Consider the following 19,176-nt stretch of genomic DNA (forward strand, 5'->3'; position numbering starts at 1 on the left):
AAATGGAATGCACGTGCTCGGCGCGATAGCCGCGTCCGGGCCCTTCAGCGGCCTGCCGCTCTGGCCCTTGCCCAACGGATTCACTGGTCAGGGACCTGTTTTTTTCATCGGCTGCCATGGCGGCGCCGGGACCAGCACGCTGCACCGGCTGCTGCCGAACAGCGTTGACGCCGGGCGCTACTGGCCGGCCCCGCAATCGGGCTTCGTCAACGCGGTCCTCGTGGCCCGCACGCACGCGGACGGCCTGCGGTGGGCACAGGGAGCCATCCGCCAATGGGCCGACGGCTCCATCCCGCCCGCGGTGAACCTGCTCGGCCTGGCCGCGGTGGCCGACGCCCCCGGGCGGCTTCCCAAGCCGCTGAAGCAACTGCTGGACCTGATCTCCGGAGGTGTCCCGAACCTCTGGCAGCTGCCCTGGGTCGAAGCCTGGCGCCTCGGCGATCCGGTCGACCGGACGTCCATGCCGTCCGCCTACTTGAAGATGTCCACCGAATTGCAGCAACTCATCCCTGGAGCCTCCGGTGTCTAGCTTCCTCGCGTCCGCAAGCGACGCCGCCAGCCATCTGCTCGCCATGGCCAATCCCGACGATTTCAAGCCCAACCAGGCGCCGGTCCCCGAGGAACTGAAGAACAAGGTGCGGGTCCTGCTGGGTTTCGTGGCCTGGACCGTGACCGGGCTGTGCGTCGCCGGCGTCCTCATGGTCGGCGGCCGGATGGCCGTCATGCACCGGCGCGGTGAAGGCGGCGAGCACGCCTCCGGGCTGGCCTGGGTCGGCGGGGCGTGCGTGCTGGTCGGTTCGGCGGCGGCGATCGTCGGGGCGATCGTGTGAGAGCACGCCGCGCTTCGGAGGGCGACCCCCGTCCCGGGCCCCTGCGCAGCACGGGGTTCCTGGTCGCGGCGGGTTTCCTTGCCATCGTGCTGATCGGGGCGGTCGTCACCGTCCTGGGGTCCCGCGGCGACGACGCGCCGGCGGGCTCGCCGAGCGCCGCCCCGTCCCCCGCCGGCACGGCCGCGGCGGCGCCGCCGGCCCAGGCCGCCCAGGGCGGGTGCCGTCCCACCGCGGCCGACCAGACCGTCCCGCGGACGGCGCCGGCCGGGGTCACCTGGGAGATCTTCCAGGGCATCGCCATCCCCGCCTCCCGCACCGCCGGGCCGCTGATCGTCAAGAACGGGATCGCCCGCTGCTTCGCGCGTACGCCCACGGGCGCGCTCATCGCCGAACTCCAGATCGGCATCCGGGCCGGGTTCGGCCCCGCCTGGCGGAACATCGCCGCGCTGCAGCTGGCGCCGGGCCCGGGCCGTGACCGGTTCCTCCGGACGCGGGCGCGGTTCACCCCCCACGGCCAGCCGGGAAGGTACATGCAGACGGCAGGGTTCCGCTACGTCACCTACTCTCCGCAGACCGCCGTGATCCAGTACGTCTCCAGGGCGCCCGACGGCGGGCTGTGGACGAGCACCGCCACCATGGTCTGGGCCGGCGGTGACTGGAAGCTGCAGGTCACCCCCGAGGGCAGCACCGGCACCCCCGCGCAGCGGGTGCCCTCGCTGGACGGCTTCGTCCGCTGGGGAGGGCTCTGATGTCGATCGCGTCCGCGCTCGGCCACCCGGCGATGCCGCTGCGGGACCCCACCCCGGCGCCCTCACCGGGCGCCCCGCCGCCCAGCACACCGACCCCCGCCCCGCCGTCCCCCACACCGGAACCCACGTCCACGGTCACCCCGGGCCCCTCGTCGGACCCCGATGGCGGCGGCGGGGACGGTGGCGGCGGCTGCGCGAACCCGCAGGCCTGCGAACCGCCCGAGGTGGACTCCGGCGGCGGTTTCCTCGGCTTCGACCCGATCGGGGACCTCGCCAACTCGCTGCGCGACGGCACGATCTGGATGCTGGAGAAGCTGGCCTCCTTCTGGGTGGAGATCGACACCCCGGCGATCAGCAACCAGGATCCGATGACCCAGACGAGCGGCGTCACCGCGACCGGATCGGTGGCCTGGCTCCAGGGAGAGCTCACCTGGTTCGTGGGCGCCGCCGCGGTGCTGGGGCTGCTGCTCGCAGCGGGGCGAATGGCGTGGCACCGGCGCGGCGAGCCCCTGCAGCAGGCGCTGAGCGGGCTGCTGACGCTGGCGGTGGTGACCGGGTGCTCGGTCGCCGCGATCACCATCGCGACCGAGGCCGGGGACGAGTTCAGCGAGTGGATCATCGAGGCCGCCATCGGCGCCGACACCGATTTCGGCGGCGCCATCAACCAGATGCTGTGGAGCCAGGCGGCGCTGGGCTCCACCGGACTCCTGATCATCCTTTTCCTGCTGTGCATCCTGGCCTCGCTGGCCCAGATCGCGCTGCTCTACATCAGGTTCGCGATGCTGGGCCTGCTGGTCGGGTTCCTCCCGCTGGCCGCCGGCATGACGGTGGTGCCGGAGGGCAAGGCGTGGTTCAAAAAGATGCTGGGCTGGCTGGTGGCGTTCCTGCTGTACAAGCCGGTCGCCGCGTGCATCTACGCGTACGCGTTCATCTCGCTGAAGGCCCCGGACGGCACCTCGCAGATCGTCGGCATCATCCTGATCATCCTCGCCGTCGTGGCGCTGCCCGCGCTGATGCGGTTCGTGGTGCCGATGGTCTCCGCCGCCGGTGAGACCGGCAGCGGCTGGGCCACCGCCGCGGGCGGGGCGGGCGGCTCGCTGATGGGCCGCATGGGCGAATCGGGCTCCGGCGGAGGTGACGGCGGCGGCCCCACGGGAGCCCGCCCGGCCGACGCCTCCGGCGGCGGCGCGACCGGCTCCGCGCCTCCCCCGTCCCCGGACCAGTCGGACGACGGGGCGGGACAGGGCGGCACGCCCGACGGAGCCGACCAGGGCACGCCGTCCTCGACCGGCGACGGCGGCGGCCAGTCCGGCGAGGGCGAGGGAGCCGCCGGCGCGGACGGAGCCGTCGGTGTGACCTCGGAGGCCGGCACCGCGTCCTCCAGCGCCGGCACGACCGCCGCGTCCGGTTCCGGTACGACCGCCGCGTCGGGCGCCGGCGCGACCGCCGCCGGCGGCGCCGCCACGGCCGGTGTGGGCGTGGCCGCCACCGCGGCCCAGGAAGGGCACGACGCCGCCAAGGGCGCGGCCGAAAACGCGACCGGGGAGAGCGCTGATGGCGCGAAGCAGTAGCGTCCGCACGTACGGCAACTGGCGCAAGCCGGTGTCTCCGGGCATCGGCAGGCTGGGCATGCTCGGCACGATGATCCTGCTGATCGGCCTGGTCGTGACGTCGCTGGCCATGATGATCTCGCTGGTGGCCGGCCTCGTCGTCGCGGTCACGCTGGGCGTGGTCCTGCTGCCGCTGCTGGTCCAGGACCGGCACGGCCGCACCGCGCTGCAGGCGGCCACCGCCCGGATCGCCTGGTGGCGCGGCAAGTCGAAGGGCTGGCACCTCTACCGGTCCGGGCCCCTCGGGATCGCCGCCCACGGATCGTTCCGGCTGCCCGGGCTGCTGGCGCCGTCCCGGCTGATCACGGCGCAGGACTCGTACGGCCGGCCGTTCGGCATGGTGGTGATGCCGCAGGCCGGCCACTACACCGCAGTGCTGGAGTGCGGGGCCGACGGCGCCGCGCTCGTCGACCAGGACCAGATCGACACCTGGGTCGCCCACTGGGGGCAGTGGCTGGCCGCGCTGGCGTTCGAGCCCGGCCTGGTCGCGGCGAGCGTCACCATCGAGACGGCCCCCGACCTGGGGCACCGGCTCCAGCGGGAGATCACCGCCAATCTCTATCCGGATGCCCCCGAGATGGCCCGCCAGGCGCTGCGGGAGATCATCGCCACCTATCCGGCGGGCTCGGCGCAGGTGTCCACGCGCATCGCCGTCACCTACTCCGCCGCGCCCCGTCCCGGGGCCAAGAAGCGGACGCTGGAGGAGATGGCCCGCGAGATCGGCACCCGCCTTCCCGGTCTCAGCTCCGGGCTGGCCATGACCGGGGCGGGCACGGCGAGGCCGATGACGGCGCCGCAGATCGCCGCGTCGGTCCGCGTCGCGTACGACCCCGAGTCCCAGGCCACGATCAGCACGGCGGCCGGCGACGAGCCGTCCTGGAACGACGCGGGGCCGTCCGCGGCGCAGGAGGCCTGGGATCACTACCGGCACGACTCGGGCTACTCCATCACCTGGGGCATGTCGGAGGCTCCGCGCGGCGAGGTCCTCAGCAACGTCCTGAACGGGCTCGTCGCCCCCCACCGCGACATCGCCCGCAAGCGCGTGACACTGCTGTACCGCCCGCACGATCCGGGGACCGCGGCGCGCCTGGTCGAACGCGACCGCAAGGACGCCCGGTTCCGGATCACCGGCGCCAACGCGGCCGCCCGCGACGCGGTCGCCGTCGCCGCGGCCGACCAGTCCGCGCGCGAGGAGGCCAAGGGCGCGGGCATCGTCCGGTTCGGGATGCTCGTCACCGCCACCGTCCACTCGTCCGAGGAGCTCAAGACGGCGGCCGCGGCGATGGACACGCTCGCGCCCCCCGCGCGGGTCCAGCTGCGGCGGGTGTACGGCGCGCAGGCGGCCGCCTTCGCCGCGGCGCTGCCCCTGGGCGTCGTCCTGCCCAGCCACCTCCAGGTCCCCTCGATCGTGCGCGAGAGCCTGTGAGGGACCGCCGCTCCCACGGCTGGCCGGTGCCGGTGGCCGCGATGCTCGCGGCGGCGGCGCTGGGCGGCTGCGGCGAGCCGGCCGCGCCCGGCGCCCGGCCCTCCGCGCCGGACGCCAGGCCGGCACCGCCCCGGTTCGATCCGCCGGTGCGGTTCGACCCGGCCGGCCGACCGCTGCCCACCGCGGCGGCACCGGGCGACGGGAACCCGGTGGTCCCCGGCGCGGCCGGCCCGGCCCCCGCCGCCGGCCGGGCGGCCCTGGTGGAGGCCACCGTGTACACCGCGGCGGCCGGGGCGCTGACCGCGGTCCCGGTGGCGGCAGGCGCGCCCGCCTGGTCGGTCTCGCCGCGCACACCGGGCATGCGGCAGGGGGACACGGGACGGCCGCTGGCCGCCACGCTCGGCGGGCGCCCGGTGGTGCTGGCCGCCTTCCCCGTGACCGTCCCGGCGGAAGGCGGTGGCGCCGGACGGCCCGGCGTGGAACTCGTCGCGGCCGCCCGGGACACCGGCCGGGTCGTCCTCGACGACGTCCAGGTCCTCCCGGACCTCGGCGCCGACACCGCCCTGTGGAACGACGGGCTGACCGCGACCGTCGTGGCCGCCGACGACACCGCGGCCGTCATCCGGCTGGACCGCGGGGTGTCGGCGCCGGGCGTCCTGGTCACCGATCCGGCCGCGCGGCGCGTCCGGTGGTTCGCCCGGGACCTCGTACCCGAACTCGTCGCGGACGGGCTGGTCATCGGCCGGGGAACGGCCCGCCGAATCGCGTCCCGGACCGTGGCCTGGCGGGTTCCCGCCGGCACGGCCGCGGCCGCGGCGCCCGGGGTGGTGGCGATCGGCGGCCGCACCACGATCGACGACCCCGACGGCCCGGACCCGGAGGTCGAGTCCGTACGGATCGTCCAGGCCGCCACGGGCAAGGCCGCCCCCGGCTGGCCGCGCTCCGTGGAACACGCCACCACCTGCGCCTACGACGCCCGGTCCGTGACGATCTGCCACGGCGGCACGGAGGTGTCGGCGTACGAGGCCGCGACCGGCCGCCGCCTGTGGAGGCTGCCCGCCGGCGGGCGGGAGGCCCCGCGGGTCGGCGCGGTCTGGCACGGCGCCGTGTACGGCACGCTCAGCGGAGGCCCCGTGGTCCTCGACGCCCGGACGGGCCGCGTCCGGGAGGCGGCCCCCGGCGTCCGGCCCATCGCCGTCGGCCCCTACGGCGCCCTGGCGCTCGACGACCGGGACCGTCCGCGCTTCCATCCCGCCACCGGATGACCTGGAGAGGAACCATGTCGAACGCCAAGGACAACGACCCAGAGGCCCCCGGCCGCGCCCCCGCGGCCCGCGTGCCCGGGCCTCGCGGTTTCGCGAGCAGGGGCGGTGGCCGGGCCTCCTATGTGGAGGCCGTGCCGGAATGGCGCGGCACCACCGTCCAGGTGTGCGGCCTGTGGCCGTTCGGCGCCGGATCCGGCACCCCGATGCTGGGCGTGCCCGTCGGCCGGGAGCTGTCGAGCGGTGCCACCCTCTGCTGCGACCCGATCTCGTGGTTCCAGCGGGCCGGGCTGATCCACAACCCGTCCGCCCTGGTCCTGGGCAAGCCCGGGCTCGGGAAGTCCACCCTGATCCGGCGGAAGGTCCTGGGGCTGGCCGGCTACGGCGTCTTCCCGATGATCCTCGGCGACCTCAAGCCCGACTACGTCGACCTGATCAGCGCGATGGGCGGGCAGATCATCAAGCTCGGCCGGGGGCTCGGCTCGCTGAACGTCCTGGACCCGGGCGAGAGCGCCGCCGCGGCCGCCCGGCTGAGCGGCGAGGCCCGCCGCAAGCTCCAGGCCGACGCCCACGGCCGCCGCCTGAACATGGTCGCCGCGCTGGTCACCGTCCTGCGCGGCCACCCGATCGCCGACACCGAACGCACCGTCCTCAACGCCTCGCTCCGGGTCCTGGACGAGCGCCACCACGGCGTGCCCGTGCTGCCCGACCTGATCCGCGTCATCGACGAGGGCCCCGACCAGGTGCGGGCGATCACCCTGGCGCGCGGCAGCGAGGAACGCTACCGGGACGCCGTGGACCCGCTGCACGCCTCCCTGCTCGGGCTCGTCGACGGTGCGATGGGGGAGACGTTCGCCCGCCCCACCACCACCCCGATCCGCCTGGACGCTCCCGGCGGCGTCTGCATCGACATCTCCGGCATCGACGACGCGGACGCGGAACTGCAGGCGGCGGTGCTGCTCGCCTGCTGGTCGGACGGGTTCGGCGCGGTGGAGTCCGCGCACGCGCTCGCCGACGAGGGGCTGGCGGTCCAGCGGCATTTCTTCGTCGTCCTGGACGAGCTGTGGCGCGTGCTCCGCGCCGGGCGCGGCCTGGTCGACCGGGTCGACGCGCTCACCCGCCTCAACCGGCAGCGCGGCCTGGGCCAGGCCATGATCACCCACACCATGGCCGACCTGCTCGCGCTGCCCGACCCCGCCGACCAGATGAAGGCCAAGGGCTTCGCCGAACGCGCCGGCATGGTGATCTGCGGCGGCCTCCCGCAGGCCGAGATGACCTCGCTCAACCAGATCGTCCGGCTGTCCCAGGCCGAACAGAACATGATCGTCGACTGGTCCACGCCGCCGTCCTGGGACCCCATGCTCAACCGCGACGGCGAGCCCCCCGGCCGCGGCAAGTTCCTCGTCAAGGTGGGCGGCCGCCCCGGGATCCCGTTCAAGGTCGAGCTGACCGCCGCCGAGCGCTCCGTCAACGACACCAACAAGCGCTGGGACCACTCCACGACCCGCCACCTGACGGCCGGCCTCCGCTGACCTCGGGTGGCGTCCCTGAACAAACCCTTGCCGAAATCGTGATCACCGGCCCCTTGCCCGCTCCCCCGGTTCGGGGGATGAAAGGGCCATGGCTCCCAAGGCGCTGCACGACCTGGTCCGCCGCAAGCCCATCGAGCAGATCGACGAGGACACCACCGGGCTGCAACGGACGCTCGGTCTCTGGCAGCTGACCGCAATCGGCATCGGCGGCATCATCGGCGCCGGCATCTTCTCGCTGGCCGGCGCCGTCGCCAACGAGAAGGCCGGGCCGGCCGTGCTGATCTCGTTCCTGGTCGCCGGCATCGCCAGCGCCGCCGCCGCGCTGTCGTACGCCGAGTTCGCCGGGCTCATCCCGAAGGCCGGATCGGCGTACACCTACGGGTACGCGGTGCTCGGCGAGTTCGCCGGCTGGGCGATCGGCTGGGACCTGCTGCTGGAGTACACCGCGATCGTGGCGGTGGTCGCGATCGGCATCTCCGGCTACTTCAACGACCTGCTCGGCTTCCTGAACGTCGACCTGCCGCTGTGGATGTCCGGCGCCCCCGGCACCGAACCCGAGGGCGTCACGTCCGGGAGCTACAAGGTCAACCTGTTCGCCGTGCTGCTGTGCCTGCTGATCGCGTACGTGCTGAACCTGGGCATGAAGAGCGCCGCCCGGTTCGAGACCGCGCTGGTCTACCTCAAGGTCGGCATCGTGCTGCTGGTCATCGTGGTCGGCGTCTTCAAGATCAACACGGGCAACTACTCGCCGTTCTTCCCGTTCGGCGTCGGCGGCGCGATCACCGGGGCCGCGACGGTCTTCTTCGCCGTCTTCGGCTACGACGCCATGTCCACGGCCGCCGAGGAGTCGCACGACGCGCGCAAGCACATGCCCAAGGCGATCATCTACTCGCTGGTGATCTCGATGGTCCTGTACGTGCTCGCCTGCCTCGTCCTCACCGGCATGGTCGACTACCGCGACATCGACCCGAACGCCGCGTTCTCCTCCGCGTTCGACGACGTCGGCATGGAGACGGTCGGGCTGATCATCGCGGTCGGCGCGATCCTCGGCATCCTGACCGTGCTGTTCACGTTCATGATGGGCGCGGCCCGGGTGTGGTTCTCGATGAGCCGGGACGGGCTGCTGCCCGGCTGGTTCGCCAAGACCCACCCGACCCGCAAGGTGCCCACCAGGATCACCTGGCTGCTCGGCATCGGCTCCGCGCTCATCGCCGGCTTCCTGCCGATCGCCGAGGCCGCCGAGCTGACCAACATCGGCATCCTGCTGGCGTTCATCGTCGTCTGCATCGCGGTGATCGTGCTGCGCTACCGGGAGCCGGACCTGCCCCGCGAGTTCCGCACGCCGTGGATGCCGGTCGTGCCCGCCGTCGGCGTGGTCTTCTCGTTCTGGCTGATCACGTTCCTCCAGTGGCAGACCTGGGCGCGCTTCGCCGCCTGGTTCGCGCTCGGCGTGGTGATCTACTTCGCGTACGGCCGCCGCCACTCCCTGCTCAACCGAAGGTGACGACCTGCCGTACGGCCTCGCCCTCGTGCAGGCGGTCGAAGCCCGCGTTGATGTCGTCCAGGGTCAGCCGGTGCGACAAGAGAGCATCCACCGGCAGGTTCCCGGCGCGGTAGAGGTCGATGAAGCGCGGCACGTCCCGCCTGGGCACGCTCGACCCCAGGTAGCTGCCCTTCAGCGTGCGCTCCTCCGCGACCAGGCTCAGCGCCGGCAGCGACACCGGCACGCCCGGCGCGGGCAGGCCGACCGTCACGGTCGTCCCGCCGGGCCGCGTCGCCGCGTACGACTGCTCCAGAACGGGCACCACCCCGGTCGTGTCGATCACCTTCTCGGCACCACCGCCGGTCAGCTCCCGTACGGCCTCGACCGCCCCGGCACCGCCCTCGACGACATCGGTCGCGCCCAGCTTCCGCGCCAGTTCCCGCTTGGCCTCGACCACATCGACCGCCACCACCCGGGCCGCCCCCGCCGCCTTCGCCGCGATCAGGGCCGCCAGCCCGACGCCGCCCAGCCCGAACACCGCGACGCTGTCCCCCGGCTTGACGTCCGCGCTGTAGAACGCCGCCCCGGCCCCGGTCAGCACCGCGCAGCCGAACAGCGCCGCGATCTCGTACGGCAGCTCCGGATCGACCTTCACCGCCGACCTGCTCGACACGACCGTGTACTCGGAGAACGCCGAAACACCCAGATGGTGGAACGGGCGGCTCCCGTCCTGCGCCGTGAACCGCATTCCGCCGCCCAGCAGCGTCCCCGCCCCGTTCGCCTGCGCGCCCGGCCCGCACAGCGCGGGACGTCCGCCCACGCACCGCTCGCAGCTCCCGCACGCCGGGACGAACGCCAGCACCACATGGTCGCCGGGCTCGAACTCCGCGCCCTCGCCCACCGCCACGACCTCGCCGGCCGCCTCGTGCCCGAGCGCCATCGGCAGCGGCCGCACCCGCGACCCGTTGATCACCGACAGGTCCGAGTGGCAGAGCCCCGCCGCGCCCACCTTCACCAGCAGCTCACCGGGCCCCGGCGGCTCCAGCTCCAGCGTCGCGACCTCGATCGGCGCCGACCCGGCGTACGGGGCCTCCCGCCCCGCCTCCACCAGCACCGCCGCGCGCGTCTCCATCACTCGGTGCTCCCCGCTCGCCTCCGGGGCGCCCTCTCGGCGGCGCCTTCCCTCGTCACTCGTACCTCGCTCCTCAGTCCGGGCACCGCCGCACCCTCCGGCTCGCTCACGCGGGGACCAGCTTCCGCATCTCGGCCCGGATCGGCTCGGGGATCGGCGTCGGCCGCCGCGCGTCCCGTCCCACGAAGACGTGCACGAAGTAGCCCTCCGCGACCAGCGTCCCGTCCGACCGGTACAGCCCCGCCTCCCAGCGCACGCTGGACGACCCGAGCCTGCCGATCCGCAGGCCCAGGTCGATCGTGTCCGGAAAGGACACCTCCGCCTTGTAGGAGCAGTGCGACTCCACGCACAGCGCGATCTCATCCGACTCGCCCGGCCGGAACCCCGCGCGCTCGATCATCCACTCGTTGATGGCGGTGTCCATCAGGGAGTAGTGGACGGCGTTGTTCACGTGCCCGTAGAGGTCGTTGTCCTTCCACCGCGTCTGGATGCTCACCCAGTGCCCGTAGTCCGCGTTCACGGCCGCCAGTCTACGTACCCGCGGGTAACCCCATGATCGGCGAAATCACCCGTCACATCGGACGGCCCTTGCCTCCGCCCCTGAACTTGGCCAGCAGCCCGCGCACCTTGGCCTGCGTACGGGGATCACGCGCCATCCGCTCGGCCCGCGCACGCGCCTGCTGCCCCTTGGAACTACCCAAGAAGCGCTTGATCCGGTCGATGAGCGCCATAACTCCTCCTGACAGACGGCCCCGGTCGGGGACCAGAGCCCTACCCCCACAACGAACACCTCACGACCAAAGTTTGCGAGCCCGCGGGTTATGTTCCCGTGTCGATGCCGACTCCCGCCGACCACCAGGCCCGCGCCGCCGACCCGGCGACCGCCGCGGACACCCTGCACGCCCTCGCCGGAACGCCGTACCCTTCGTCTGGCACGCCCTCGCGACCAACCCGGCGACCCCGGCCTCCGTCCTGGAACGCCTCTGCGCCAAACGCGACACCACCTGGAACGACAACCGGCTCCTGCTCCTACTCGCCCGCCACCCCAACGCCGGCCGCCCCACCCTCCTCAAGATCCTCAACACGGTCACGTCCAAACTGAGCACCCCCGACGACCGCCCGTACGCCGCCGCCCTCGCCCTGTCCGAACGCGACGAACTCACCACCCCCGAGATCCTCGCCCTGACCACCCTCCCGGGCGCCTCCCGCCGCCTCCGCAAGGCCCTCAGATCCCGCCGCGCCCCAGCGGATCGGCCTGCGACGACGGCTCCATGAACGAGGAAGTCATTCCCATCCTTCGCGTCGAGGACGCCGCGGCGGCGGTCGCGTGCGCTTCTCCCTCCTCCTCACGACGGTGATCGCGGCCCGTACGGGCTGACCTTCCGCCATCAGACCTTGAGCCGCGCCCAGACCCACTTGCCGGGCCGTGTCGGGCACACCCCGCACTCCGCCGAGAGAGCCTGAACGATCGGCAGCCCCCACCCACCCGTCCCGTCGTCGTACCCGACGTCCAAGGCCCGCGCGTCGGGCCCGACATCGTCCGGCTCCAACTCCTTGACGGGAGCGGCCACCGGCATTTCATCGGACGAGTCCCAAACCCCGAACAGCACGGCCCCGTTCTCCCGCACGAACCTGACGCGGATTTCCCGTTCCGGCGTACTCCGTACCGCATTGGCGACCAGTTCCCCCGCCACCAGAACCGCGTCCGGAACCAGCCGTTCGAGCCCCCACCCCGCGAGCCGAAGCCCGATCACCGCCCGAACCTGCCCCGCCACCGTCCACGCGGCAAGACACGTCATGTCCATTTCATCGGCAATGCCGCTATTGCCACTCATCCCACCTGCCCATTTTCTCGTTGCTTGGGACAAGATTGGCAACACCCGGCTACCTTGACTACGCGAATTCTTGGAATTCAACATGGAGGAGCACCCCGTGCGCATGCGAGCAGCGTTCGACCCTGACGGGAACCTCTGGGACTTCGCTGCGTTCGAGCTGCGGAGACAGCGCCTGGAGCGCGACCTCTCACTCGCCGCGGTGGGCGAGATAATCGACCGGGATCGATCACTAGTCGCGCGCGTTGAGTCCGGCGAGACCCGGCTCCAGGAAGCCCACGCAATCAAGATCGACCGCTCCTGGGAACTCGGCGGCCTGTTCCAGCGCCTGATCAAGTTCGCGAAGGCCGGCCACAACGTCGAGTGGTTCAAGGCCCACCTCGACCACGAGGCCAGAGCCTCGCTGCACAAGATCTGGGAACTCGCATGGATACCCGGCCTCCTCCAAACCGAGAACTACGCTCGTGCCGTCTTCACGGCATGCGGCGTCGAAGAAGTCGAGGAAGGTGTCACGGAACGCATGAATCGACAAGCCTGCCTCCTGAGGAAGCCCTGCCCCAGACTCTGGGCTTTCCTCGACGAGGGCGTCCTGACGCAGCCGGTAGGTGGCGGCGAAATCATGAGAGAACAACTTGATCGCCTTATAGAACTGGCCCAGCTCCCCAACATCACGATAAGGATCGTCCCTCGATCCGTAGGCGCCCATCCGGGCCGGGACGGCTCATTCAAGATCATGACCGTGGACGGTTCCGACCTGGTCTACACCGTCGCACCCGGTGGCGGCAGACTCGTTCACGACCTGAGTGAGGTATCGTCGTTTCGCGTATGGTTTGACCTAATTGGAGATGTCGCACTCCCCAAAGACGCATCACTGAGCCTGCTCAGAGAACACTGGAGCAGTTATGCTGATCACTTGGCGTAAGTCCAGCCGTAGCGGCGGCACCACGGTTCATTCCGACTGCGTGGAGGTCGCCCGACTCGACAACGCGATCGGCGTCCGCGACAGCAAGAACCCCGACGCCGGCCACATCACTCTCTCCGCAGGGGCCTTCGCACGGCTCGTCCACCACGCGAAGCAGGACCGGCTCAACTTCTAGGCCGTCCCAGGCCAAGGCACTCGCCCAGCGGCTCCCCCGTGGCCATGCGAGTACGACATCACCTCGCGATCTGCACCTGCTCAGAGAACATTGGAGTGGCTCCGGTGATCACATGGCGAAAGTCCAGCCATAGCGGCACCGATGAGAGCGCCTGCGTTGAACTAGCGGCGCTGGGCAGTGGCATCGGCATCCGCGACAGCAAGGATCCCGGCGCAGGCCACCTCACGCTCTCCAGCGCGTCCTTCGCACGGCTCGTCCAGTACGTGAAGCGCGGCCAGTTCAACGGCTAGGCCCGATGCATCCCCGTGCCCAGTGCGGCGGCCGTCGCCATGGGGTCGGGGGTGGCTGCCAAGTTTCGGGGGGGAGAGGGCGGGCCGGCTGGGAGGCGGAGACTCATGGGCGCCGAATCATGGACGTACTTCGTCCCCTTTCAGCCCGACATCGCAGGCGCGCTGGACGCCCTGTGCGGGCGGGAACTCCTCAGCACGGCCAGCAGCCCGCACTGGCCTGCGGACTGGCCGCGGCCGGACTCCCTGAGCCGGTTCCGAGCCCTGATGGAACGCACCCATTCCTCGGCTGGCGGCGTTCTCGAGCTCAGCGGTCGGCTGCATATCGATGAGGACGCCGACAGTTGGACGAGGTGGGGGCTGCCACGTGAGCGTCCCCATATGGCGCAGGTACGGTCACTGCATGCCTTTGGTGGGTGGTCGTGGGCCGCGTAGCGTTGAGAGGTCGAACCGATCGGAGATGCGGATGCGCAATACCGAACTCGCGAAGCTCGACGGGCTCATCGGTGAGTGGACGACGACATTGTCGGACGCGTGGTTCCTCGAACCGCCGGGCACCGAGGTGCCAGGCAAGACCATCGTGGAGCTGATCGGGGAATCCTTCCTGGTCGTGCGGACGACGTTGGAAGGCGGTGAGGGTCAATCCCAGATGAACCTGGTCATCGGACGCAGCGACCCGAACGACGCCTACGTCGCGCTCTACGAGGACGACCGTGGCGTGTGCCGCCAGTACGCCATGACCTTCGACGGCGCGCGCTGGACCATGCTCCGCGAGGACCCCGACTTCCATCAGCGCTTCGTCGCCGACGTCGGCAAGGACCGCATCCTCGGGCGCTGGGAGGCGTCCGAGGACAAGGGCAGGACCTGGCGGAAGGACTACGACCTCACCTTCGAACGAGCCTGAACCCCGCCGGTACCCCCCAACCGAGAGCGGTGATCCACGCGATGACCATGCCGGCCCGACGGCGACGAGCCGTGGCGGAACCGGTGGAGCGGGTGGACGAGCAGGACCGCGTCGTCGGGGTGGTGGATCGAGGCGAAGCCGTCCGCCGCGGGTGGCTGCACCGTGTCGCCACCACCATCTGCCGCGACCCTGATGGCCGGATCCTCGTCCACCGGCGCCCCGGCCACGCCTCCCGCTTCCCTGGCCGGTACAACTGGCTGGTCGGTGGTGCCGTGGGCGTGGGCGAGTCCTATCCGGCGGCCGCCTCCCGCGAACTCGCCGAGGAACTCGGCGTCCATGCGCCTGCGCGGTTCGTCTTCAAGTACCTGTGCCGGGGCGCGATCGGCCCGTACTGGCTCGGACTGCACGAGGCGGTACTCGACCAGCCGCTTGCACCCGGACTCCTCGGAGATCGCCTGGCACTCCTGGCTCGCACCGGCCGAACTGCGCGCTGCGATCCGGGAGATGACGTTCGTCCCCGATGCCCTGGAGGCGTTCGACCGGTACCGGGCGTTGGACGTCCCGCCCGCGGACGCCTGAGCCGAGCGGGGCCTGCCAGGGGTGCTGGAAGGGCGCAGGAGGTTTCGGGGTTGGCTCGGGTATGAGGATCGGTGAGGCGTCCGGGGTCAGTGGCGTTAGTGCGCGGTCGTTGCGGCATTACGAGGACGAGGGGTTGATCGTCCCCGGGCGGCAGGGCAACGGGTATCGGGACTACTGCCGGTCCACGATCGAACGGGTGCTCGTGATCCGCTCGCTGCTCGACGCCGGGCTGCCCCTGCGGTTGATCAGGGAGGTGCTTCCCCACCTCGGCGCCGATGGCAAGGCGGAGGTGGTGTGCGCGGAGTTCCTCCGTGAGGTGCGGGGCCATCGCGATCGGCTGGCCGCGCGGATCGCCGTTCTCAGCGCCCAGCGGTCGGCGCTCGACGCGTTCCTGCGGAAGGCGACTTGACCTTCACGCAAGTGTGAGGCTCCTACGTTGCCCGGCATGGAGATCAACGAGCGATGGACCATGCGGGGACTGGTGCAGAGGTCGCGGCGGGGGCCGGTGGATCTGGTCCTCACGGACGACCTTCGGCGCCCGAGTCCGGGGCCGGGCGAGTACCTGGTTCGGGTCGGTGCAGCCGGGGTCAACTTCGCGGACGTGATGCAGGCCCGCGGGACGTACGGAGGCGGGCCGCGGCCGCCCTACGTCGCCGGGTTCGAGGCCGCGGGCGAGATCGTCGAAGTCGGGCCGGAGGTCGAGAGCCCGTTCGCGGTCGGTACGCACGTCATCGGGGCCGGGCCCGGGGCCTTCGCGGAGTACATGGTGATGCCGGCCGCCGGTGCGCTTCGGGTTCCGGCCGGCTGGAAGGACGCCGAGGCCCTCGGCATGGTGCTCAGCTGGGCGACCGCTCTGGCGGCGCTGAAGCCGCTGGGCGGGATCGAGCCGGGCGACGCGGTGCTGATCCATGCCGCGGCCGGAGGGGTGGGGCAGGCCGCCGTACGGCTGGCCCGCCACTACGGGGCGCGTGTGATCGCCACGGCTTCGCCGGCCAAGCACGAGACCGTGCGGGCGCTCGGCGCCGATGCGGTGCTGGACGGTACGCGCCCCGACCTCGCCGAGGAGATCACCCGGCTGACCGGCGGGATCGACCTGGTGCTCGAATCGGTCGGCCGGGCGACGTTCCGGACCAGCCTGTCCGTGGCCAAGCCGTTCGCCGGACGTGTCGTGGTGTTCGGGGCCGCGTCAGGTGATGCGACGCTGTCCACTCACGATCTGGTCTTCACCCACCAGGTGCAGGTCAAGGGGCTGCACATCGGCGCGCTCGCGGCGGCGGCCCCGGGCGTCTACGGAACGCTGGTCACGGAGATCGAGTCGCTCATCGCGCACGGCGTCTACCCGCCCGGCACTCCGGAGATCCACCCATTGGGCGATGGGCCGGCGGTGCTCGGGGAACTGGAATCGGGCCGGACCCGCGGCAAGCACGCCCTCGACCCCTGGCGCTAGGCCTCTTCCGTACGCCTCGATTGCGGGCCGATCGATAGGGTCCGTCTATCGGCGGCAGGGGTGGTGCGTGATGGACGTTCGGCAGCTGCGCTACTTCCTGGCCGTGGTGGACCACGGTGGCGTGCACCGGGCGGCCGAGCAGCTGTTCGTGGCGCAGCCTTCGATCACCCAGTCGATCCGGCGGCTCGAATCGGAGCTCGGCACCAAGCTGTTCACGCGGCAGTCCCGCGGCCTGGTCCTGAGCCCTTCGGGAGCGGCCCTGGTGGAGCCCGCCCGCGAGGTCGTACGGGCCCTGGACGTCGCCCGCGAGACGGTCGCGGCGGTCGAGGGGCTGCGCGGCGGACGGCTGCGGATCGCCTCGATGCCCTCGCAGGTCGTCAGCCCGCTGACCGGGCTGGTCGCCGCGTTCGCCGGCCGCCACCCCGAGGTGAACGTGGCCGTAGCGGCGGCCGCCCGGCCGGACGACGTGCGCGACACGCTGCGGCGCGGCGCCGCGGAGATCGGGGTGGTCGCGACGGCGGGCCACGAGGCCATGGCCGACCTGGAGCGGCTGCCCATCGAGTCGCAGTCGTTCGTCCTGGTCGCCCGCGACGACGCCGGCCTGCCGCCCGGGGACGGCGCGCTGGGCGTCGGCGAGCTCTCGGGCCTGCGCCTGGTGGCGGGCCAGCCGGGTACCGGGATGCGGCGGGTCGCCGACGCGATCGCCGCGGCGACCGACTGCCGCGTCGCCGTCGAGATCGAGCACCGCGAGGGCCTGCTCCCGCTCGTGCTCAGCGGTGTGGGCGTCGCGGTCGTCACCGACGCCTGGAGCGGACTGGCGGAGGCCGTGGGGCTGCGGGTCCGGCGGCTGGACGTCCGGGACCGGCTGGAGGTGGCGCTGGTCTGGCAGCGGCACCGCCTCAGCCCGGCGGCGGCCGCCTTCGTGGCCCTCGCCGGGGAACGATAGGCACCGCCTATCGGCCGGGCTGCCAACGGGTCTTGGACATGCGGGGCGGTCCGGCGCTGCACTTGTCCCATGACCACTCGCCACCGCATCGCGCTCATTCCCGGCGACGGCATCGGCACCGAGGTGATACCGCCCGCCCGCGCCGTCCTGGACGCCGCCGGACGCCGCCACGGCGTCGGCTTCACGTACGACACCTTCGACTGGTCCTGCGGGCGGTACCTCGCCGAAGGGGCGATGATGCCCGACGACGGCCTCGACCTCATCCGGCACCACGACGCCGTGCTGCTGGGCGCCGTCGGCTGGCCGACCGTTCCCGACCACGTGTCGCTGTGGGGCCTGCTGATCCCGATCCGCCGGCGGTTCCAGCAGTACGTGAACCTGCGCCCGATCAAGGTCCTCGACGGCGTGCCGAGCCCCGTCGCCAGGGCGACCACCGATGTCGACCTCGTCGTGGTGCGCGAGAACGTCGAGGGCGAGTACTCCGAGATCGGCGGGCGCCTGAACCGCGGGCTCCCCACCGAGATGGCCGTCCAGGAGGCGGTCTTCACCCGGCAGGGCACCGAGCGGATCCTGGATCACGCCTTCGAGGTCGCCCGTACCAGGCGCGGCGAGGTGGTCTCGGCGACCAAGTCCAACGGCATCGTGCACACCATGCCGTTCTGGGACGAGCTGGTGAAGGAGGCCGGGGCCCGCTTCCCGGACGTGACCTGGCGCCAGGAGCACATCGACGCCCTCGTCGCCAAGATCGTCCTGGATCCGGCGCGGTTCGACGTCATCGTCGGGTCCAACCTCTTCGGCGACATCCTCAGCGACCTCGCGGCGGCCGTGGCGGGCAGCATCGGCATCGCCCCCGCCGCCAACCTCAACCCGGAGCGCGACCACCCCTCGATGTTCGAGCCCGTCCACGGGTCCGCGCCGGACATCGCCGGCCAGGGCATCGCCAACCCCCTCGGCGCCATCTGGTCCGCCTCGATGATGCTCGACCATCTCGGGCACCCCGAGGCGGCCGCCGAGGTCTTCGGCGCGTTCGCCTCCGTGCTGGCCACCACCGGCGCCCGTACCCCGGACCTGGGCGGCACCGCCACCACCAAGGAGTTCACCGACCTGGTCTTGCAGGCCCTCGAACGCCGCTGAGCCGCGCCACATGTTGTCCACAGCCTGTGGACAACGGTGGGGCGAGAGGGCGGAATGCCGGTCGGGGGACGGAGGTTGGTGCTGGCATGAGTGACGCCATCAAGGTCGACATCTGGTCCGACATCGCCTGCCCCTGGTGCTTCATCGGCAAGCGGAAGTTCGAGGAGGGGCTGCGCCGGTACGCCGCCGACGGCGGGCCTGGTGTCGAGATCGAGTACCACTCCTTCGAGCTGGCCCCCGACACTCCGGTCGACTTCGAGGGCGACGAGGTCGAGTTCCTGTCCGGGCACAAGGGCATCCCGGCGGCGCAGGTACGGCAGATGCTCGACAGGGTGACGCAGGTCGCGGCCGATGCCGGGCTGGCGTACGACTTCGACTCCGTCCGGCACACCAAGACGCTGAAGGCGCACCAGGTGCTGCACCTCGCGAAGGCGCGCGGCCTGCAGCTCGAAATGGTGGAGCGCCTCTTCCGCGCCTATTTCGAGCAGGGCCGGCACGTGGGGCATGACGAGGAGCTGGCGGACCTCGCGGCGGACGCCGGGCTCGACCGTGCGGAGGTCCTCGAAGCGCTGCGGGCCGGGACGTACGACGCCGACGTCCAGGCCGACATGGACCAGGCCCGCACGTACGGGATCTCCGGGGTGCCGTTCTACGTGATCGACTCCCGCTACGGCGTCTCCGGCGCCCAGGACCCGGCCGTGTTCGAGCAGGCGCTGCGGAAGGCGGCCGGGGACCGTACGGAGGCCACGGCGTGAGCGGCGGCGAGCGGGAAGACACGGAAGGCATGGCAGGCGAGGCGATCGAGGAGCCCGAGGGCGCGGTGGCCTCGCCGTTCACGATCGTGGGCGACACCGGCGCGGGGGTCTGCGAGGACGGCTTCTGCGCCGTTCCCGGCGACGGGTCCTGACCGCGGATCGGCGGATTTT

The 19,176-nt window shown here is 71.9% G+C and carries 23 protein-coding genes and 1 pseudogene; 20 read left to right on the plus strand and 4 right to left on the minus strand.

Annotation, left to right across the window (positions count from 1 at the left end; genetic code table 11):
• Positions 1–7: 7 nt before the first annotated feature.
• The 8 genes from AB0881_RS08120 (at position 8) to AB0881_RS08155 (ending at position 8,913) form a co-directional block, all read left to right on the plus strand.
• Positions 8–529, plus strand: a complete 522-nt coding sequence (locus AB0881_RS08120; protein ID WP_366615269.1) for a DUF6668 family protein — start codon at positions 8–10, stop codon at positions 527–529.
• Positions 522–830 carry a hypothetical protein gene (locus AB0881_RS08125; protein WP_366615270.1) on the plus strand — a complete coding sequence of 103 codons (309 nt, stop codon included), beginning with the start codon at positions 522–524 and terminating at the stop codon, positions 828–830. Before AB0881_RS08120 ends, AB0881_RS08125 begins: the two co-directional genes overlap by 8 nt.
• An 86-nt stretch (positions 831–916) precedes the next feature.
• On the plus strand, positions 917–1,579 hold the full coding sequence (locus tag AB0881_RS08130) for a hypothetical protein (protein ID WP_366615271.1): 663 nt from the start codon (positions 917–919) through the stop codon (positions 1,577–1,579).
• Positions 1,579–3,150: a hypothetical protein gene (locus tag AB0881_RS08135; protein ID WP_366615273.1), complete on the plus strand. Its 1,572-nt coding sequence runs from the start codon at positions 1,579–1,581 to the stop codon at positions 3,148–3,150. The genes AB0881_RS08130 and AB0881_RS08135 overlap by 1 nt, the downstream gene beginning before the upstream one ends.
• Entirely contained in the window at positions 3,134–4,615 is a 1,482-nt protein-coding gene (locus tag AB0881_RS08140) for an SCO6880 family protein (RefSeq protein ID WP_366615274.1), read from the plus strand. Before AB0881_RS08135 ends, AB0881_RS08140 begins: the two co-directional genes overlap by 17 nt.
• Entirely contained in the window at positions 4,612–5,880 is a 1,269-nt protein-coding gene (locus AB0881_RS08145; protein WP_366615276.1) for a hypothetical protein, read from the plus strand. The genes AB0881_RS08140 and AB0881_RS08145 overlap by 4 nt, the downstream gene beginning before the upstream one ends.
• A gap of 14 nt (positions 5,881–5,894) precedes the next feature.
• Positions 5,895–7,409 (plus strand): ATP/GTP-binding protein, encoded by a 1,515-nt coding sequence (locus AB0881_RS08150; RefSeq protein WP_366615277.1) that lies wholly within the window; start codon positions 5,895–5,897, stop codon positions 7,407–7,409.
• 88 nt (positions 7,410–7,497) lie between these two features.
• Positions 7,498–8,913, plus strand: coding sequence for an amino acid permease (locus AB0881_RS08155; RefSeq protein WP_366615278.1), 1,416 nt, complete (start codon positions 7,498–7,500; stop codon positions 8,911–8,913).
• Here AB0881_RS08155 and AB0881_RS08160 read toward each other — a convergent pair.
• The 4 genes from AB0881_RS08160 to AB0881_RS08175 form a co-directional block, all read right to left on the minus strand.
• A complete protein-coding gene (locus AB0881_RS08160) occupies positions 8,900–10,024 on the minus strand; it encodes a zinc-dependent alcohol dehydrogenase family protein (protein ID WP_366615280.1) in 1,125 nt (374 codons plus the stop codon). The two genes, AB0881_RS08155 and AB0881_RS08160, sit on opposite strands and share 14 nt — an antisense overlap.
• Before the next feature lie 106 nt (positions 10,025–10,130).
• Positions 10,131–10,544, minus strand: a complete 414-nt coding sequence (locus AB0881_RS08165; RefSeq protein WP_366615281.1) for a thioesterase family protein — start codon at positions 10,542–10,544, stop codon at positions 10,131–10,133.
• Positions 10,545–10,596: 52 nt separating this feature from the next.
• A complete protein-coding gene (locus tag AB0881_RS08170) occupies positions 10,597–10,755 on the minus strand; it encodes a hypothetical protein (protein ID WP_366615283.1) in 159 nt (52 codons plus the stop codon).
• A 657-nt stretch (positions 10,756–11,412) separates the two neighbouring features.
• Positions 11,413–11,859 carry an ATP-binding protein gene (locus AB0881_RS08175; RefSeq protein WP_366615285.1) on the minus strand — a complete coding sequence of 149 codons (447 nt, stop codon included), beginning with the start codon at positions 11,857–11,859 and terminating at the stop codon, positions 11,413–11,415.
• Between the two features lie 82 nt (positions 11,860–11,941).
• Between AB0881_RS08175 and AB0881_RS08180 the strand changes: the two genes are divergently transcribed.
• From AB0881_RS08180 to AB0881_RS08235, 12 genes and pseudogenes are all read left to right on the plus strand, one after another.
• A complete protein-coding gene (locus AB0881_RS08180) occupies positions 11,942–12,778 on the plus strand; it encodes a helix-turn-helix transcriptional regulator (RefSeq protein ID WP_366615287.1) in 837 nt (278 codons plus the stop codon).
• Between the two features lie 40 nt (positions 12,779–12,818).
• Positions 12,819–12,953, plus strand: coding sequence for a DUF397 domain-containing protein (locus AB0881_RS08185; RefSeq protein WP_366615288.1), 135 nt, complete (start codon positions 12,819–12,821; stop codon positions 12,951–12,953).
• A gap of 95 nt (positions 12,954–13,048) precedes the next feature.
• Complete coding sequence (locus tag AB0881_RS08190; protein ID WP_366615289.1) at positions 13,049–13,243, plus strand: DUF397 domain-containing protein; 195 nt, start codon at positions 13,049–13,051, stop codon at positions 13,241–13,243.
• A gap of 463 nt (positions 13,244–13,706) precedes the next feature.
• On the plus strand, positions 13,707–14,144 hold the full coding sequence (locus AB0881_RS08195; protein WP_366615291.1) for a hypothetical protein: 438 nt from the start codon (positions 13,707–13,709) through the stop codon (positions 14,142–14,144).
• A gap of 47 nt (positions 14,145–14,191) precedes the next feature.
• A pseudogene (locus AB0881_RS08200) lies at positions 14,192–14,473 on the plus strand (NUDIX domain-containing protein); the annotation flags it as partial.
• A 100-nt stretch (positions 14,474–14,573) separates the two neighbouring features.
• Complete coding sequence (locus AB0881_RS08205) at positions 14,574–14,723, plus strand: hypothetical protein (RefSeq protein WP_366615387.1); 150 nt, start codon at positions 14,574–14,576, stop codon at positions 14,721–14,723.
• A 61-nt stretch (positions 14,724–14,784) separates the two neighbouring features.
• Complete coding sequence (locus tag AB0881_RS08210) at positions 14,785–15,132, plus strand: MerR family transcriptional regulator (RefSeq protein WP_366615293.1); 348 nt, start codon at positions 14,785–14,787, stop codon at positions 15,130–15,132.
• 36 nt (positions 15,133–15,168) lie between these two features.
• Positions 15,169–16,170, plus strand: a complete 1,002-nt coding sequence (locus AB0881_RS08215; protein ID WP_366615295.1) for a zinc-binding dehydrogenase — start codon at positions 15,169–15,171, stop codon at positions 16,168–16,170.
• Positions 16,171–16,240: 70 nt separating this feature from the next.
• Positions 16,241–17,116, plus strand: coding sequence for a LysR family transcriptional regulator (locus AB0881_RS08220; RefSeq protein ID WP_366615296.1), 876 nt, complete (start codon positions 16,241–16,243; stop codon positions 17,114–17,116).
• A 69-nt stretch (positions 17,117–17,185) separates the two neighbouring features.
• On the plus strand, positions 17,186–18,250 hold the full coding sequence (locus AB0881_RS08225) for a tartrate dehydrogenase (protein ID WP_366615297.1): 1,065 nt from the start codon (positions 17,186–17,188) through the stop codon (positions 18,248–18,250).
• An 86-nt stretch (positions 18,251–18,336) separates the two neighbouring features.
• Positions 18,337–19,005: a DsbA family oxidoreductase gene (locus AB0881_RS08230; protein ID WP_366615299.1), complete on the plus strand. Its 669-nt coding sequence runs from the start codon at positions 18,337–18,339 to the stop codon at positions 19,003–19,005.
• A gap of 29 nt (positions 19,006–19,034) precedes the next feature.
• Positions 19,035–19,157 carry a hypothetical protein gene (locus tag AB0881_RS08235; protein ID WP_366615300.1) on the plus strand — a complete coding sequence of 41 codons (123 nt, stop codon included), beginning with the start codon at positions 19,035–19,037 and terminating at the stop codon, positions 19,155–19,157.
• The last annotated feature ends 19 nt before the right edge of the window (positions 19,158–19,176 follow it).

It is taken from the genome of Spirillospora sp. NPDC029432, assembly GCF_040703975.1.
Classification (GTDB): Bacteria; Actinomycetota; Actinomycetes; order Streptosporangiales; family Streptosporangiaceae; genus Spirillospora.

Bases quoted from the DNA above. Each gene is read 5' to 3' on its own strand.
- AB0881_RS08155 (WP_366615278.1), top strand. From the start codon at position 7,498: ATGGCTCCCAAGGCGCTGCACGACCTGGTCCGCCGCAAGCCCATCGAG.
- AB0881_RS08235 (WP_366615300.1), top strand. From the start codon at position 19,035: ATGGCAGGCGAGGCGATCGAGGAGCCCGAGGGCGCGGTGGCCTCGCCG.
- AB0881_RS08150 (WP_366615277.1), top strand. From the start codon at position 5,895: ATGTCGAACGCCAAGGACAACGACCCAGAGGCCCCCGGCCGCGCCCCC.
- AB0881_RS08140 (WP_366615274.1), top strand. From the start codon at position 3,134: ATGGCGCGAAGCAGTAGCGTCCGCACGTACGGCAACTGGCGCAAGCCG.
- AB0881_RS08225 (WP_366615297.1), top strand. From the start codon at position 17,186: ATGACCACTCGCCACCGCATCGCGCTCATTCCCGGCGACGGCATCGGC.
- AB0881_RS08135 (WP_366615273.1), top strand. From the start codon at position 1,579: ATGTCGATCGCGTCCGCGCTCGGCCACCCGGCGATGCCGCTGCGGGAC.
- AB0881_RS08210 (WP_366615293.1), top strand. From the start codon at position 14,785: ATGAGGATCGGTGAGGCGTCCGGGGTCAGTGGCGTTAGTGCGCGGTCG.
- AB0881_RS08180 (WP_366615287.1), top strand. From the start codon at position 11,942: ATGGAGGAGCACCCCGTGCGCATGCGAGCAGCGTTCGACCCTGACGGG.
- AB0881_RS08215 (WP_366615295.1), top strand. From the start codon at position 15,169: ATGGAGATCAACGAGCGATGGACCATGCGGGGACTGGTGCAGAGGTCG.
- AB0881_RS08170 (WP_366615283.1), bottom strand. From the start codon at position 10,755: ATGGCGCTCATCGACCGGATCAAGCGCTTCTTGGGTAGTTCCAAGGGG.
- AB0881_RS08160 (WP_366615280.1), bottom strand. From the start codon at position 10,024: ATGGAGACGCGCGCGGCGGTGCTGGTGGAGGCGGGGCGGGAGGCCCCG.
- AB0881_RS08230 (WP_366615299.1), top strand. From the start codon at position 18,337: ATGAGTGACGCCATCAAGGTCGACATCTGGTCCGACATCGCCTGCCCC.
- AB0881_RS08195 (WP_366615291.1), top strand. From the start codon at position 13,707: ATGCGCAATACCGAACTCGCGAAGCTCGACGGGCTCATCGGTGAGTGG.
- AB0881_RS08175 (WP_366615285.1), bottom strand. From the start codon at position 11,859: ATGAGTGGCAATAGCGGCATTGCCGATGAAATGGACATGACGTGTCTT.
- AB0881_RS08220 (WP_366615296.1), top strand. From the start codon at position 16,241: ATGGACGTTCGGCAGCTGCGCTACTTCCTGGCCGTGGTGGACCACGGT.
- AB0881_RS08120 (WP_366615269.1), top strand. From the start codon at position 8: ATGCACGTGCTCGGCGCGATAGCCGCGTCCGGGCCCTTCAGCGGCCTG.